The organism is Blastomonas sp. SL216 (assembly GCA_026625625.1).
Classification (GTDB): domain Bacteria; phylum Pseudomonadota; class Alphaproteobacteria; order Sphingomonadales; family Sphingomonadaceae; genus Blastomonas.
Window position 1 is genome coordinate 55,834 of the sequence record CP113055.1, and the last position, 16,266, is coordinate 72,099.

General features: G+C 63.5%; 14 protein-coding genes and 1 pseudogene. 9 read left to right on the plus strand and 6 right to left on the minus strand.

What is annotated here, in order from left to right; all coding sequences use genetic code 11:
* Nucleotides 1-47 precede the first annotated feature (47 nt).
* The 3 genes and pseudogenes from rpoH (at nt 48) to OU999_00300 (ending at nt 1,966) form a co-directional block, all read left to right on the plus strand.
* Entirely contained in the window at nt 48-953 is a 906-nt protein-coding gene (gene rpoH, locus OU999_00290; GenBank protein ID WAC23669.1) for an RNA polymerase sigma factor RpoH, read from the plus strand.
* A 186-nt stretch (nt 954-1,139) separates the two neighbouring features.
* Entirely contained in the window at nt 1,140-1,535 is a 396-nt protein-coding gene (locus OU999_00295) for an NADH:ubiquinone oxidoreductase subunit NDUFA12 (GenBank protein WAC23670.1), read from the plus strand.
* 248 nt (nt 1,536-1,783) lie between these two features.
* Nucleotides 1,784-1,966, plus strand: a pseudogene (locus OU999_00300) (DUF2155 domain-containing protein).
* A 35-nt stretch (nt 1,967-2,001) separates the two neighbouring features.
* On the opposite strand, the gene aat reads toward OU999_00300, so the two are convergent.
* A complete protein-coding gene (aat, locus tag OU999_00305) occupies nt 2,002-2,832 on the minus strand; it encodes a leucyl/phenylalanyl-tRNA--protein transferase (GenBank protein WAC23671.1) in 831 nt (276 codons plus the stop codon).
* Nucleotides 2,833-2,945: 113 nt separating this feature from the next.
* On the opposite strand from aat, the gene prfB reads away from it, so the two are divergent.
* The 4 genes from prfB to OU999_00325 all read left to right on the plus strand — a co-directional run bounded on the left by prfB (nt 2,946) and on the right by OU999_00325 (nt 7,536).
* Nucleotides 2,946-4,073: a peptide chain release factor 2 gene (gene prfB, locus OU999_00310; protein ID WAC23672.1), complete on the plus strand. Its 1,128-nt coding sequence runs from the start codon at nt 2,946-2,948 to the stop codon at nt 4,071-4,073.
* Nucleotides 4,063-4,794, plus strand: a complete 732-nt coding sequence (locus tag OU999_00315) for a class I SAM-dependent methyltransferase (GenBank protein ID WAC23673.1) — start codon at nt 4,063-4,065, stop codon at nt 4,792-4,794. Before prfB ends, OU999_00315 begins: the two co-directional genes overlap by 11 nt.
* A 75-nt stretch (nt 4,795-4,869) precedes the next feature.
* A complete protein-coding gene (locus OU999_00320; protein WAC23674.1) occupies nt 4,870-6,273 on the plus strand; it encodes a nitronate monooxygenase in 1,404 nt (467 codons plus the stop codon).
* 102 nt (nt 6,274-6,375) lie between these two features.
* Nucleotides 6,376-7,536 carry an acyl-CoA dehydrogenase family protein gene (locus tag OU999_00325; GenBank protein WAC23675.1) on the plus strand — a complete coding sequence of 387 codons (1,161 nt, stop codon included), beginning with the start codon at nt 6,376-6,378 and terminating at the stop codon, nt 7,534-7,536.
* Nucleotides 7,537-7,564: 28 nt separating this feature from the next.
* On the opposite strand, the gene OU999_00330 is transcribed toward OU999_00325, so the two are convergent.
* Entirely contained in the window at nt 7,565-7,756 is a 192-nt protein-coding gene (locus OU999_00330; GenBank protein ID WAC23676.1) for a hypothetical protein, read from the minus strand.
* Between the two features lie 220 nt (nt 7,757-7,976).
* Here OU999_00330 and OU999_00335 point away from each other — a divergent pair, with 220 nt between their 5' ends.
* Nucleotides 7,977-9,167, plus strand: coding sequence for a CoA transferase (locus OU999_00335; GenBank protein ID WAC23677.1), 1,191 nt, complete (start codon nt 7,977-7,979; stop codon nt 9,165-9,167).
* Between the two features lie 39 nt (nt 9,168-9,206).
* Here OU999_00335 and OU999_00340 read toward each other — a convergent pair whose 3' ends face one another.
* From OU999_00340 to OU999_00350, 3 genes are all read right to left on the minus strand, one after another.
* Nucleotides 9,207-9,578, minus strand: a complete 372-nt coding sequence (locus OU999_00340) for a PilZ domain-containing protein (GenBank protein WAC23678.1) — start codon at nt 9,576-9,578, stop codon at nt 9,207-9,209.
* A 124-nt stretch (nt 9,579-9,702) separates the two neighbouring features.
* Nucleotides 9,703-10,167 carry an RNA polymerase-binding protein DksA gene (gene dksA, locus OU999_00345; GenBank protein ID WAC23679.1) on the minus strand — a complete coding sequence of 155 codons (465 nt, stop codon included), beginning with the start codon at nt 10,165-10,167 and terminating at the stop codon, nt 9,703-9,705.
* Between the two features lie 720 nt (nt 10,168-10,887).
* Nucleotides 10,888-12,150, minus strand: coding sequence for a hypothetical protein (locus OU999_00350; GenBank protein WAC23680.1), 1,263 nt, complete (start codon nt 12,148-12,150; stop codon nt 10,888-10,890).
* 182 nt (nt 12,151-12,332) lie between these two features.
* Here OU999_00350 and serS point away from each other — a divergent pair, with 182 nt between their 5' ends.
* A complete protein-coding gene (gene serS, locus OU999_00355; protein WAC23681.1) occupies nt 12,333-13,604 on the plus strand; it encodes a serine--tRNA ligase in 1,272 nt (423 codons plus the stop codon).
* A 159-nt stretch (nt 13,605-13,763) separates the two neighbouring features.
* On the opposite strand, the gene OU999_00360 is transcribed toward serS, so the two are convergent.
* Entirely contained in the window at nt 13,764-16,151 is a 2,388-nt protein-coding gene (locus OU999_00360) for a TonB-dependent receptor (GenBank protein ID WAC23682.1), read from the minus strand.
* Nucleotides 16,152-16,266 lie beyond the last annotated feature (115 nt).

The following is a 16,266-nucleotide window of genomic DNA, read 5'->3' on the forward strand; positions in this document are numbered from 1 at the left end:
GGGTGCTCCATCGAGGCCCGCATAACGGATTGGCAGAAAGGGAAAAAATGAGCGCGACCAGAAGTGTCCCGGCAACGATCCCCGCCCTTGGTGGCGAGGCTAGCCTGAACCGTTACCTCACCGAAATTCGCAAATATCCGCTGCTCAAGCCCGAGCAGGAATATATGCTGGCCAAGCGCTATCAGGAACATCAGGACCCTGAAGCCGCTGCGCAGCTGGTGACCTCGCATCTGCGCCTCGTGGCGAAGATCGCGATGGGTTATCGCGGCTATGGTCTGCCGGTCAGCGAACTGATTTCCGAAGGCAATATCGGCCTGATGCAGGGCGTGAAGAAATTCGAGCCCGATCGCGGGTTCCGCCTGGCCACCTATGCGATGTGGTGGATCAAGGCATCGATCCAGGAATATATCCTGCGCAGCTGGAGCCTCGTGAAGATGGGCACCACTGCGGCGCAGAAGAAGCTGTTCTTCAACCTGCGCCGGATGAAGAACAACCTGCGTGCGTTCGAGGATGGCGATCTGCACCCCGACGATGTGAAGACCATCGCGACAAAGCTGGGCGTGTCGGAAACCGAAGTCGTCAACATGAACCGCCGCATGGCGATGGGTGGCGATGCGTCGCTGAACGTCTCGATGCGCGAGGATGGCGACGGCCAGTGGATGGATTGGCTGACCGATGACGCTCCGCTTCAGGACGCTGCGGTCGCCGACGCGCAAGAGGCCGAGATTCGCCACAAGCTGCTCGGTGAAGCGATGGAATCGCTGAACGAGCGCGAGCGGCACATCCTGAACGAGCGTCGTCTCGTTGATGAACCCAAGACGCTCGAAGAGCTGAGCCAGGTCTATAATGTCAGCCGCGAACGCGTTCGCCAGATCGAGGTGCGCGCTTTCGAGAAGCTGCAAAAGGCGATGCACCGGCTTGTCTCCGACAAGCAGATGGCGCTGGCGGGCTGAACCTGATCGCCGGGGCCCAGTCGCCCCGGTCCCACAGATCCCGGCGGGTCGCACCAACGGATAGAAGCGGGATGGCACTGCCGTCCCGCTTCGCCTCTTTCCGGGCCATGTAAAGCCGTGTCGGCCCGTGCTTTTCGCTGCAAAAGCATCTTCCCCTTTCTGTTCCCAGGCATTAAGCGGGCAGCCATGGGACTATTGGCAAAAATCTTCACCTGGTGGGACGGCGCGACCGTCGGTACGCATCTGTTCAGCGCGCTGAACGGCGAGAAGGTCGGCGAAGACCATCAGGGCAACACCTATTTCCGCTCCAAGCCCAAAAAGGGCCAGAAGGAGCGTCGCTGGGTGCTCTACAAGGGTGCCAATGATGCGAGCCGTGTTCCTTCCGAATGGCACGGCTGGCTGCACCACAGCTATGACGCCATTCCCGAAAGCCATCTGCCGCCGCCGCGCATCTGGGAAAAGGACTATGTCCCCAACCTGACCGGCACGACCGCCGCCTATCGGCCCGCCGGCGCGCTGGAGCGCGGAGGCGTCCGCGCCGCTGCGACCGGCGATTATGAAGCGTGGACGCCCGAGGCGTGACTCGCGGGCGAATCATCGCCATCCTCATTGTCATCGCCGCGCTCGCAGGGGCGGGCGTTTATGCCGGCTTGCAGTTTGGCGACCGGTTACTGAAGCCCGCGCAGCGGGCCGCGACCAAGCCGGTGGCCATCCGCAACACCACGCCGCCCCCTGTTCAGGCAGCACCTGGCGATGCCACGCCGATGGCACAGCGCGTGGCTACCATCGCGCTGCTCAACAAGCGCAACGGCGAGACCCGTGATCTGGAAATGAAGCCCGGCGAATCGCGCCGCATCGGCAATGCGATCGTCCGCCTGTCCGCCTGCGAGCGCACCGCGCCTTGGGAACAGGTGCCCGAAACCGGGGCCTTTGTGCAGCTGCTGGTGCAGGAGCGCGAAACCCGTTCGTCCGACCCGGTGTGGAAACGGGTGTTTTCCGGCTGGGTGTTCAAGGAATCGCCGTCGCTCAACGTGGTCGAGCACCCGATCTACGACGTCTGGGTCAAGAACTGCGCGATGGAATATCCGGGCGAAGATGCGCCCGCTGATGAAGACGGCAAGGGCGGCGCGTCGGCGGCACCAACCGCCTCGGCTCCGGCCAATGCGGCAAATCCTGCGACCATCCCCGATTCGGCTCCGGCCCCTGCAACCCCGTCGACCGATACCGAATAAAGCCCCGGGGTGACCGGATGCGGCCGCTGCACGCGCGGCGGGGCATAAGGCGAATTGCAGATCGCCTTGTTGAGCAGCTTGAGATAGTCCGACTGGGGCAGCTCGATCGCGCCCATCGATGCCAGGTGCGGGGTGATGAACTGGCAATCGAGCAGTTCGAGCCCGCCCTTGCGCATCGCCGCCACCAGCCAGGCGAGCGCCACCTTGCTGGCATCGGTGGCGCGGCTGAACATGCTCTCGCCGCAAAAGGCACGACCGATCTCGACCCCGTACAGCCCACCGACCAGCTCGCCATCGCGCCAGCATTCCACGCTGTGCGCGCGGCCCTGCTTGTGCAACGCGATGAAGCTCGCCTCGATCGTGCGGTTGATCCAGGTCTGTTCTCGCCCCTCGGCAGATTCTGCGCACAGCGCGATGACGCGGGCAAAGGCGCGGTTGCAGGTGACGGTGAACCGATCCTGGCGCACCACCTTTTTCAGCGACTTGGCAAAGCGGAAGCCGTCCAGCGGCAGGATCGCGCGCATTTCCGGCTCGACCCAGAAGACATCGACATCGTCGCGCGCATCGGCCATGGGGAAAATGCCGATGGCATAGGCCCGCATCAGCATGTTGAGATCGATGGTGACCGGGCCGGGTGTACCGTGCATGTTCATCAATCTAGGCGCTTGCAGGCCAAGATCAATCGGCTTTGGCGCGCGGGGCTTTGCGATTGCCCGGCAATCGGCTAGAGCGCGGCTCGATTTATTCAGGAGTGACCTACATGCGTGCCGAAGGGCAGGCCTATATCGATACCATCAACGCCGCGCTGGCGCTGGTCCGCAAGTTTCTGGACTGGGACCGCGCGCTGCGTCGCCTCGACGAGCTGAATGCGCGTGTCGAGGACCCGACGTTGTGGAACGATCCCAAGGCCGCAGAAGAGGTGATGCGCGAACGGCGCAGGCTGGAACAGGCGATCGGTACGGTCAACGAGATCGGTGCCGAGATGGCCGATGCGATCGAGTTCGTCGAACTGGGCGAGGCCGAAGGTGATGACGAAACCATCGCCGAGGGGCTCGCCAGCCTGAAGGCGCTGGCCGAACGTGCCGAGCGCGACAAGGTGCAGGCGCTGCTCGCGGGTGAAGCCGACAGCTATGACACCTATCTGGAAGTCCATGCCGGCGCCGGCGGCACCGAAAGCCAGGACTGGGCCGAAATGCTGCAGCGCATGTACTCGCGCTGGGCCGAGCGGCGCGGCTACAAGGTGGAACTGGTCGATTATCATGCGGGCGAACAGGCGGGCATCAAGTCCGCGACGCTGCTGATCAAGGGCGAGAATGCCTATGGTTTTGCCAAGACCGAAAGCGGCGTGCACCGGCTGGTGCGCATCTCGCCCTATGACAGCTCGGCACGGCGGCACACCAGCTTTTCCAGCGTCTGGGTCTATCCGGTGATCGACGACAATATCGAGATCGAGATCAAGGAAAGCGACCTCAAGATCGATACGTACCGTGCATCGGGTGCGGGCGGCCAGCACGTCAACACCACCGATTCGGCGGTGCGCATCACGCATATTCCTACCGGCATCATCGCCGCCAGCCAGAACGACCGTTCGCAGCACAAGAACCGCGCCACCGCGATGAACATGCTGAAGGCGCGATTGTACGAGGCCGAACTGCAGAAGCGAGAGGCCGAAGCCTCGGGCGAATATGCCGCCAAGACCGAGATCGGCTGGGGCCATCAGATCCGCTCCTATGTGCTGCAGCCCTATCAGCTGGTGAAGGACCTGCGCACCGGCGTCACCTCGACATCGCCTGGCGACGTGCTCGACGGCGCGATCGATCCGTTCATGGCAGCGGCGCTGTCTCAGAAGGTGACCGGGGAGAAGGTGGACGTCGAAGATGTCGACTGACCGGTCCGGTCGGCGGACCTGGATCGTGCTGGCAACGGCATGGCTTGCCGCCTGCCAGCCATCGGCCGGCGATGAGGGCGACCGGCCCGAGACCGCGCGCGCCTTTCCCCGCGCCGACCGTCCGGTGGCGGGCGTTGTCAGCAACGAGTTTTCCAACGAGGAAGCCCGCGACGACCGCAACGAGGCGACCAAGGTCATGGACCTGGCCGGGGTTGCGCCCGGCATGACGGTGGCCGATATCGGCGCGGGCAACGGCTATTACACCGTGCGCCTGGCCGAGCGGGTCGGGGCCGAGGGACGCGTGCTGGCGCAGGACATCGATGATGCCGCGCTCAAGCGGCTGGGTACCCGGGTCGAGCGCGAGCGGCTGGACAATGTCTCGATCAAGCCCGGCGATATCGACGATCCGCGTCTGCCGGAAAACAGCTTCGACCGCATCTTCATGGTGCACATGTATCATGAGGTGACCGAGCCTTATGCCTTTATCTCGCGGCTGCGGCCGGCGCTGAAAAAGGGCGGGCAGGTCATCGTCGTCGATGTCGACCGCCCGACCAACCGCCATGGCATTCCGCCCAAGCTGCTGTTCTGCGAGTTCGAGGCGGTCGGCTACAAGCTGGTCGAGTTTATCGAGAAACCGGATATCGCAGGCTATTTCGCCCGTTTCGAGGCGGAAGGTCGGGCGTTGAAGCCGAATGAGATCAAGGGCTGCGACCAGCCCTGAACGCCCGGGGCGTTTTTATGGGGCTTTTTGGGTGCAGCAAGACTATAGCGGCGGGGGCAAAGTGGGAGCGAATACGTGTTCAAGGGTTTGAAGCCGATCAACTATGGCGGGCGTGAAGTCTGGCCGCTGATCGAAGGTGGCAAGGGGGTTTCGGCCACCAATCATGCAAGTTCGGGTGCATGGGCGGCAGCAGGCGGCATCGGCACGGTCTCTGCGGTAAACGCCGACAGCTATGACGAAAACGGCAATGTCATCCCGCAGATCTACCACGGGCGCACGCGCGCCGAACGGCACCAGGAACTGATCCGCTACGGCATCGAAGGCGGCGTCGCGCAGGTGAAGCGCGCGTTCGAGATTTCGGGCGGCCAGGGTGCGATCAACATCAATGTGCTGTGGGAAATGGGCGGCGCGCAGCAGATCCTGCACGGCATTCTGGAACGCACGCGCGGCATGGTCGCCGGCGTCACCTGCGGTGCGGGCATGCCGTACAAGCTGTCCGAAATTGCTGCGCAATATAATGTGAATTACCTGCCGATCATCAGCTCTGCCCGCGCCTTCCGCGCGCTGTGGAAACGCGCCTATCACAAGGTCAGCGAGCTGATGGCAGCGGTGGTCTATGAAGACCCCTGGCTGGCGGGCGGGCATAACGGCCTGTCCAATGCCGAAGATCCCAAGGTTCCGCAGGATCCCTATCCGCGCGTCAAGGCGCTGCGCGACACGATGCGCGCCGAGGGCATTTCGGACGATGTTCCGATCATCATGGCCGGCGGCGTCTGGTATCTGCGCGACTGGGAAAACTGGATCGACAATCCCGAGCTGGGCCAGATCGCGTTCCAGTACGGCACGCGTCCGCTGCTGACCCAGGAAAGCCCGATCCCCCAGAAGTGGAAGGACGAACTGACCAAGATCAAGGAAGGCGATGTGCTGTTGCAGCGCTTCAGCCCGACGGGATTCTATTCCAGCGCGGTCCGCAATCCTTTTCTCCAATCGCTCGAAGCCCGCTCGGAACGGCAGATTCCGTTCTCGACCGAAATGGCGGGCGAGCATACGTCGCAGCTCGACTGCGGGGTGAAGGGCAAGAATTTCTGGGTGGCGCCAGCCGATCTGCAGCGCGCGCGCCGCTGGGACGCGCAAGGCTTCACGACCGCGCTCAAGACGCCGGACAACACCCTGGTCTTCTGCTCGCCCGAAGAGCGCGCCGAAATCCGCAAGGACCAGACCGACTGCATGGGCTGCCTGTCGCACTGCGCGTTCTCGTCGTGGAAGGACCATGACAACAACTCGACCGGCTATCTCGCCGATCCGCGCAGCTTCTGCATCCAGAAGGCGCTGCAGAACATCGCGCATGGCGAGGACCCGGACAAGAACCTGATGTTCGCCGGCCATGCCGCCTATAATTTCGGCACCGATCCGTTCTATTCCAATGGCTTCGTCCCCACGGTGAAGCAGCTGGTCGATCGCATCCTGACCGGCGACTGATCGCTACGGCTGCCGCGTCATGCCTGGTATAACTGGGCATTGACGCGGCGGCGTTTCTCCCGCATCCCGTTGTTAACCGGACGATTAACACGGGGTGTGGAGATGGATTTCAACCTTTCGGACGAGCAGATCGCGCTGCGCGATACCGTGCGCCGTTTTGCACGTGCCGAACTTGTCCCGCTGGCGGCCGAGCTGGAGCGCGACAACCGCCCGGTACCCCGCGCCATGGTGCGCCGCTATGCCGAAATGGGGCTGTTGGGCATCAACACACCCGAAGCGCTGGGCGGGCTGGGCCTGGGCAATCTCGATGCGCTGATCGTGCTGGAGGAGCTGGCGAAGATCAGCTCGGCGGTCGCCTTTCCCGTGTTCGAGGCCTGTGTCGGCCCTGTCCGCGCGATCCAGCATTTCGCGCCGGACGCGCTCAAGCAGCGCATCGTGCCGCAGGTCTGCGCGGGCGAGATGATCGTCGCGGTGTCGATGTCCGAACCGGCAGCGGGCACGGCGCTGACCGACCTGACGACGCGCGGCGTCATTGCCGATGGCCAGGTGACGATCAACGGCACCAAGCGCTGGTGCTCGGGCGGGGGGCATTCGGACGCCTATCTGGTCTATACGCGGCTGTCCGACGCGCCGGGTGCCAAGGGCATCGGTGCGGTGCTGGTCGAAAAGGGGACGCCCGGCCTCAGCTTCGGCCAGCCGGAAACGCTGATGGGCTTTCGCGGCGTTCCATCCGCCGACCTGATCTTCGATGACTGCGTCGTGCCCGAAGGCAATATCGTCGTCCCTGCAGGCGGCTTTGCCAAGCTGATGGAAGCGTTCGATCTGGAACGCTGCGGCAATGCCACCATGGCGCTGGGACAGGCCTCTGGCGCGCTGGAAGACGTGCTCGCCTATGTTCAGGAGCGGCAGCAGTTCGGCAAGCCGCTGGTCGATTTCCAGGCGGTGCAGATGAAGCTGGCCGAGATGCAGATCGAGGTCGAGGCGGCACGGCTGCTGATCTGGCGTGCGGCAGTCAACGCCGACCAGGGGCTGCCCTCGATCCTGGACAGTTCATCGGCCAAGTGCTTTGCCAACCAGATCGCCCGCAGCGTCACCGGCAATGCCGTCCAGCTGATGGGCGGCTATGGCTATTCCACCCAATATCCCATGGAGCGCCGCATGCGCGACGCCTGGGGCTGGGGAATTGCCGGTGGTGCGATCGATATCCAGAAGGTCAATATCGCCAGCGCGATGATTGGCCGCCGCTTCGATCAGCGACGCTGATCAGATGTTGATGCCTGCGGTATCGCGATCAGCTATATTGCGACCGCGCCTTGCGCAGCAGGCGGGACCAGTGCTTGCGATCGCGATCGCGCAGCTTGGTGTCTTCGGAACGCGCCTGCAGTATTTCGATCAGGTCGTCGCCATATTTTTCAAACATGTCACGCAGGTCGCGCGCGTCCTTCCGACGCTGCTCGGCGCTTTCAAACAGTCCCAGTATCATAATGCCCCCACAGGATCCGGTGCGACTCGTTTATGATACGGACACACCCCAACCCGTTACGCGGGGAAATATCTCCAAAACGGAGCTTTTCGCAACCGGACAGTGGCTGGACAAATGTCCAAACCGACCGATTTTGGCCCGTTTCTGGACATTTTGGCACAAACTGTGACTTAATGGTGACAGATGGAATGACAGTTCCAAAACAAGGAGGAACGCCCAAGTGGCAGAAGCAATCTGGACGATAAGCGATGTCGCGGCGACCGGGCCGCTCGCTGGAGTGCGCGTGCTCGATATGTCGAGCGTGGTGATGGGCCCGCTGGCCACGATGATGCTGGGCGATATGGGTGCGGACGTCATCAAGGTCGAAAACAAGGGCGGCACCCATTCGGGCGACATGATGCGCTATGCCGGATCATCGCCGACGGGAGACCTGGGGCCGATCTTCATGGCGCTCAACCGCAACAAGAAATCGGTGACGATCGACGGGCGCGACGAGCTGGGCAAGGCGCAGCTGGAAGCGCTGCTGCGCGAGGCGGACGTCTTCTTCCACAATGTGCGCATGGCGGGGATGGAACGGCTGGGGCTGGACTATGACTCGGTCAAGCGGATCAACCCCGGCATCATCTACATCCATTGCTGCGGCTATGGCGCCGAGGGCCCCTATGGCAAGCGCCAGGCCTATGACGATCTGGTCCAGGCAGCGTCGGGCTGGGCAGACCTGTATGCGAAACGGTCCGATGGTCCGCCAAGCTACACGCCGTCGCTGGTCGCGGACAAGACGGTGGGCCTGTTCGCCACGATCGCGACGCTCGCCGCTGTAGTGCACAAGCAGCGCACGGGCGAGGGGCAGTTCGTCTCGGTGCCGATGTTCGAATGCTTCACCTTCTTCAACATGGTCGAAAATCTCTACGGGCAGACGTTCCCCGGCGATGGCAAGTTCGGCTATACCCGGTCGATCAACCCGCGGCGCAGGCCGTATCCGACCAAGGACGGGTTCATCGCCATCGTGCCCTATGTCGACCGGCAATGGGCGCGCTTCTTCGAGATTGGCGGGCGACCCGGCGTGTTCGAGGATCCGCGCTTTTCAACTTATGAAGAGCGCACCAAGCATACCGGCGATCTGTATGCGATCATCGAGGAGGTCGCGGCGACCAAGACCACCGACGAATGGGTCGAGCTGCTCGACAAAGAAGACATTCCGGCGATGCGGTTCAACCCGATCGAACAGGTGCCCAACGATCCGCATCTGAAGGCGACCGGCTTTTTCATGGACATGGCAGCGCCGCATATCGGACCCTATCGCACCTTGCGGCACCCCATCGCGTTTACCGGCAGCCCGGCCAATCAGCGGCTGGCCCCGCAGAGCATCGGCGCGCAGAATGGCGAACTGCCCAGCGCGGCCAACGATTGAGCTGACACCGGCGCTCGCGCTGATCGGTGGTTGCGCCGGTCAGCGCGGGAAGGACGGATTGTAGGTGATCGGGGTGCGCAGATAGCGCGGAGTCTCGGCGGTTGCCCCGACCGGCTTGCGCGCCAGCTTGGGATTGATCTGGCGGTCGAAGGCAACGCCGAATTTCTCGCTGCGAACCCAGGCGATCTGGCCGCGCACCGGACCGATATTGCGCAGGTCCACGACGATCTTCTGGCCCTGAGCAACCTCGACGTCAGATTCGACCATCATGCCGCCGGCGGAAAGGTTGCGCACCTTCACCTTGTGCTGCTCGCCAGTATCCTCGACGGTCAGATCGGCCAGCAAGAACAGGCTGTCCCGCGCGCGACTCTCTTGGACGTCGAGAGATTTCGGGCTGACAGGCATGTTCATCGGTCTGACATCCAGATTGGCAACGGGGACAGTTCCCCCCAAACGGAGGGGATCAGGTGCGGCCCTGTTATAGCGCCAAGATCGTCGCCAATTGGTTAATTGTGGCCACCGATGGACCGCAATTTCAGTCGTCGCGGGAAATTTTCTCGCGGCGCTCATGCGCTTCCTGGGCTTCCACCGTCATCGTGGCGATCGGGCGGGCGACCAGGCGACCCAGGCCGATCGGCTCTCCGGTCACTTCGCAATAGCCATATTCGCCTTCATCGATGCGGCGCAGCGCGGAATCGATCTTGGCGATCAGCTTGCGCTGGCGATCGCGGGTGCGCAGTTCGATGCCCCAGTCGGTCTCGCTCGATGCACGGTCGTTCAGGTCCGGCTCGCGCATCGGGCCATCCTGCAACTGCTGCAGCGTATCCTTGGAGGCAGCGAGGATGGAGCGCTTCCATTCCTGCAAAAGGGTGCGGAAATATTCCAGCTGGCGCGGAGACATATAGTCTTCGTCAGGCGACGGGAAATAATCGCCCGCGATGTTCCTGCGCGCCTTGGCCAGCACATCGATGTCGTCGATTGCCGTCGAGATGGACGCCATTGAATGCTCCCGGTGGTCTTGCAGCACCGCCGCCACGCGCCCAGGGTCGGACACGTCCCGTCGGCCTTTGGTTGCAGCGGCCTATAGCCAGCAGGCACAAGGCATACAAGCAGCAAAAGCTTTAGAATCGGCGGTAAACCGGTGCATCTCCAGCCAGGGCACGATTGCCGTACCGTCATGCAGATTTCTAGACCGGCCGAGGGCGATGGTGGATAACACCGGTTAATTCCGACCTGTTTTTCGGTTCCAAATCGGGACAGGCGCGCCCCATCGGCACGCTGGAGCGCAGATTTTTGTCGCGCACATTGTCAAATCAAGGTTAACAGCATTGAGATTAACGCTTTGTTCTGGCTTGCCTTGCATATCGGGATGCTGACCCGGCTCATGGTTTGGTACCATCAGCCCAGGAATGGCCCCCAGGTCTGAGAGAGAAAACACAATGTCTGTACGGATGGCCTTGGCAAAATTGTGCGCCTGCACCTGCGGCGGAGCGATCATCGGCGGTGGCGCAGTCCATGTTGCCGATACGCCCCCTGCTCAGGTGAAGCAGTATCGCCAGACGAAGACCACCAAGCCGATTCGCGGTCGCCAGATCGCCAAGGCGCCGGTCCGCCAGGTCAAGCGTGCGCGCCGCATGGTTGCCCGCACTCCGGTGCAGGGCACGCCCCAGGTCATTACCGTAACGACCCAGCAGGCACCGATCCCGCTGCCGCTGCCCGCTTATCCCCAGCAGGATCCTGGCGGCTTCTCCGGCGGCGGCGGTGGCGGCGGCGGCTTCCCTGTCGTGGTCGGCGGTAGCGGCGGCTTCGGTGGCGGCTTTGGCGGCGGTTTTTTCGGCGGCTTCTTCGGCGGCGGCGGTGGTGGCGGCGGCAGCGTCGTGATCTCCTCGACCGGATCGACCAGCACCTCGACCGGCGGCTTCACCAGCACCGGCGGATCGACCAGCACCTCGACCGGTGGCTTCACCAGCACCGGCGGATCGACGAGCACTTCGTCGGGCAATATCTCGACCGGCGGCATCTCCACCTCGACGGGGGGCGTGTCGACCTCCACCGGCGGCGTTTCGACTTCGACCTCGACGGGCGGCGTCAGCACCTCCACCGGCGGTGTCTCGACCTCCACCGGCGGCGTGAGCACCTCGTCCGGCAACGTGTCGTCCTCTTCGGGCAACGTGTCGTCCTCGTCGGGTAATGTGTCCTCGTCGTCGGGTAACGTGTCGTCTTCCTCGGGCAACGTGTCCTCGTCTTCGGGTAACGTCTCTTCGTCCTCGGGCAATGTCAGCTCGTCGAGTTCCTCGTCGTCTTCTTCGAGCTCGTCGTCGTCCAGCTCGTCCTCTTCCAGCTCTTCCTCCTCGGGTGGTGGCAAGCCGGGTTCCAGCGGCTCTTCGGGTTCCAGCGGCTCTTCGGGTTCGAGTGGCTCTTCGGGTTCGAGTGGCTCTTCCGGTTCGAGCGGATCGTCGGGTTCGAGCGGATCGTCGGGTTCGAGCGGTTCCTCGGGCTCCAGCGGCTCCTCTTCGTCGTCGAGCAGCTCTTCCAGCTCCTCGTCGAGCAGCGGATCGTCGGGTTCCAGCGGCTCGACCGGTTCCACTGGGTCGAGCGGTTCCTCGGGCTCCAGCGGTTCCTCGGGATCGTCGGGCTCCAGCGGTTCGTCGGGTTCGACCGGTTCCTCGGGCTCGTCGTCTTCCTCCAGCAGCTCGAGCTCGTCCTCGTCGTCCAGCACCTCTTCGGGCGCCACGTCGAGCAGCACCTCTTCCAGCTTCGGCGGCACCAGCAGCGGCAGCAGCGGTTCGACCGGATCGAGCAGCAGCACCGGCTCGTCGGGTTCGTCGAGCTCCAGCAGCTCCTCCTCGTCTTCGTCGAGCAGCTCTTCCAGCTCCAGCGGCGGCACCCCGCCCGGTGGCGGCACCGACGTTCCGGCTCCGCCCGCCATCCTGCTCTTCGGTGCAGGTGCGGTGGCCCTGGCGGCGCGTCGTCGCTTCGCCAAGCGCAAGGATGACTCAAAGCGCAACGCGGCCTGATCCGGTCGGCAGCGACCGTCACCGCTGCCCGCCATCGACCGTCATTGGAAAGGGCGATCCCGGCCATGCCAGGATCGCCCTTTTTGCTGGGCTGCCCGCACGATTGCGCATTGCATCGGGGCGGGCGGGCAGGGCATAGGCTCAGGCCATGCACGACATCAAATTCATCCGCGAGAACCCCGAAGCCTTTGACGCCGCGATGGTGCGCAAGGGGCTGGAACCTGTCGCCGCCGAGATCATCGCGCTCGACGCCAAGCGGCGCGAGGCGCTGAACGAATCGCAGGCAGCGCAGGCGCGGCGCAACGAGGCATCCAAGCTGATCGGCCAGGCCATGGCGCAGAAGGATGCCGCCACCGCCGATGCGCTCAAGGCCGAGGTTGCCGAGCTCAAGACGCGTCTTGCCGAGCTGGAGGAACTGGCCCGCACGGGCGATGCCGCGCTGGCCGAACGGCTGGCAGCGCTGCCGAACCTGCCTGCCGCCGATGTCCCCGAAGGCGCAGACGAGACTGGCAATGTCGAAATCATCCGCTGGGGCGATCTGCCGCATTTCGATTTCACGCCCCAGGAACATGCCGATATCGGCCCGGCGCTGGGCATGGATTTCGAGACCGCCGCGAAGATTGCCGGTGCGCGCTTCACCTTCCTGCGCGGCGGCATCGCGCGAATGAACCGGGCACTGGGCCAGTTCATGCTCGATGCCCAGGTGGCGCGCGGCTATAACGAATGCGCAACGCCCTATCTGGTGCGCGACGAGGCGGTCTTCGGCGTGGGGCAGCTGCCCAAGTTCGCCGAGGACCTGTTCCAGACCACCGATGGCCGCTGGCTGATCTCCACCTCGGAAGTGAGCCTGACCAACAGCGTGCGCGAACAGATTCTCACCGCTGCCGAGCTGCCGATCCGGCTCACCGCGCTGACGCCCTGCTTCCGGTCAGAGGCGGGATCGGCTGGACGCGACACGCGCGGGCTGATCCGCCAGCACCAGTTCGAGAAGGTGGAGCTGGTCACCATCGCCGCACCCGACCAGTCCGAGGCCGAGCATGCGCGCATGTGCGAAGCGTCCGAGGCGATCCTGCAGGCGCTGGGCCTGCCGTACCGCAAGATGCTGCTGTGCGCTGGCGATATGGGGCAGGCGAGCCGCAAGACCTTTGACCTCGAGGTCTGGCTGCCCGGGCAGAACGCCTATCGAGAGATTGCCAGCATTTCGAACTGCGGCGATTATCAGGCGCGACGGATGAACACCCGCTACCGCCCCGAAGGCGAGAAGGGGACCGAGTTCGTCCACACGCTCAACGGCTCTGCGCTGGCAATCGGGCGCACCCTGGTGGCGATCGTCGAGAATTACCAGCAGGCCGATGGCTCGGTCCGCGTGCCCGACGCGCTGGTGCCCTATATGGGCGGCGTCGAGATCTTGCGGCCCTGACAACCCGCTTTTTGCAGGCTGGCTGTCCGGCAGCCGAGGGGGGTGAGGGGTGCGGCCGAGTGCTAGCAGCGCAAACTCGATACCCGCGCGCGATCCCAAAAGATCACCCCCACCCAACCCTCCCCCATCAAGGGGGAGGGCTTTTCGTGCGTTCCGGCCTCAGAACTTCGCCGCAACCTGCACGCCGTACAGGCGCGGTTCGCCGGCGATGAACGTGGGGGTGCCGAAGGCCCCGCCGGTATTGCCCGCGTCGATCAGATAGTCCTCGTTGGTGAGGTTGCGGGCAAAGGCGGTGATTTCGTACCTGCCTTCGTCAAACCGTACGCCCGCGCGGGCATTGACCAGCACATAGCCGTTTTCGCTCAGCAGCTGGGTGTTGGGGATTTCGAAGAACTGCTTGCTCGAATAAGTGACCGTCGGGAAGAAGAACAGCTCGGCGCTGTCGCCGACCGGCAGCGTCACGTCGATCCCGGCGGCGGCCTTGTGCTTCGACTGCAGGCGGAAGCGGTTGTCCTGGAAGGCCGGGTTGGGCGATTCGATCTTGGCATCGATATAGGCATAGTTGGCGAACAGCCGGACATTGTTGCCGATGCGCAATGCGCCTTCGACTTCCACGCCGAAATTGCCGGCATTGCCCGCATTCACCGGCACGGTCTGGCCCTGCTGGTTGAAGAAGCTGGTCTGGAAGTTCGAATAATCCTGGTAGAATGCGCCGATCGATCCGGTGAAACCGCCGAAGCTGGCCTTGATGCCGCCTTCGTAATTCCAGATCTTCTCTTCGGGCACGAGCGTGAAATTGGCGACCGCGCCGGTCGGGCGAGCGGTTGCGCTCAGGTTCAACACCGGCGAGCGGCGTCCCTTCGAGATGGTGGCATAGACGTTCACATCGTCAGTCACCCGGTAAAGCGCGTTGAAGCGCGGCAGCCATGCATCGAAATTGTCGCTGACGCGGAACACCTGCCCGCCGGTATCGGCAGCGCCCAGCAGCGACACGCCGCGCACGCCCAGCGAGGCGAAGATCTGGCTGCCCGGCTGCACCGCAGTATAGGTCGAGGCGCGCTCTTCATACAGATAGCGCACACCTGCCGACAGCTCGAACCGGTCGGAGACATCGAACGTCAGGTCGGCAAAGGCCGAATAGACCGTGTTCTTGCCGCCATTGGTGAACGAGCTGGAATAGGGCAGCACGCTGGCCGCGCCGCGAGTCAGGATCGCGGTGGCGTTGCGCGCCGGATTGGGGCTGTTGAGCGCGGCGCAGGTCGAGGCTCCCGGCACGCCAAGCGCTGCCGCGACATTATTGCGGACCGGCGCAAAGGCGGCAAAGGGTGCGCAGCTGATATAGGTGCCCTCGTCGGTCACGAACGGCACGGCCTGCGTGCCTTGCTCATGGAAGATGTTGAACCCGAAAAAGCCGCGCAGCCGGTCGCTGTCATAGGCGAAACGGGTTTCGTGGCTCATCTGTTCGCCTTGCGCATCCTCGGCAAATTCGAGGAAGAACAATGCGGTGCCATCGGCATCGAACGTTTCGAGGCTGTCGAACTTGCGATAACCGCTGATCGAGGTCAGCGACCAACCGCCACCCATGGGCGTCTGGAAGGTGACGCTGGCATCATAGACTTCGCGGTTCAGACCCAGCTTGGAAAGTCCCAGGATCGCGCGGCTAAGATCGGCCGGCGCACCGCCCAGCTCGGCAAAGGTGAACGGGCTGGTGGTGCCGCCGGTCGGCGCGATCGAGCCGGACTTGAACGCGGTGCCGGGGTTGCGCTGCTGTTCATAGTTGAACACGAAGTCCATCGTGCTTTCGGCGGTCGGCCAGATGCGCACCGATCCGCGCACGGCGAGCTGGTCGATGCCGTTCAGGTCCGCCTGCTGCTGTCCGACGGTGCGTGCCGAAGTCGTGCCGGCATCGCCAGCGATATTGCGGACATAGCCGTCGCGCTTCTTGTACGACGCGGCGATGCGTCCGGCGATCTTGTCGTTGCCGACGTTGATCATCGCGCGGCCTTCATACAGATTGAAATTGCCGTAGCTGCCGCGAATGTCGGCCGAGAAGCCCGGCTCGGGCTTGGCGGTGATCACCGAGATCGCACCGATGGTCGCGGCGGTGCCGAACAGCGTTGCCTGCGGGCCCTTGACCACCTCGATGCGGTCGATGTCGAACAGGTCGAAATAGGAGCCGCGCGAGCGCGATACGTCGATGCCGTTGAGGTAGATGGTCACGCGCGGCGCGATCTGCGCGCTGCCCGAATCCGATGTGATGCCGCGGATGACGAAGCCAGGATTGTTGGCGCTCTGCTCCTGGATGTTAAGGCCGGGAATATAGGCGGAAAGCTCGTCGAACTCGTCGATGCCGATCTTGTCCAGCTGCTCGCTGTTGATCGCCGAGATGGTCAGCGGCACGTCCTTGATCGACTGTTCGCGCTTCTGCGCCGTGACGATGATGGTGCTGTCGTCACGGGCTTCGGCATCGGCCTGGTCCTGGGCCAGGGCCGGGCTGGCCGACAGGGCGATGGCGAGCGAGAGCAACGAGACGCGAAGGGATGGCATGGGCGCATGTCCTCAGATTGAGTGGAATGCGCGCCCTCTGCCTAACCTCGGCGTCTTTTGTGCGTAGCAACAATTACCGATTTGTGGCGATTTGGAATTAGATTTGTAACATGGC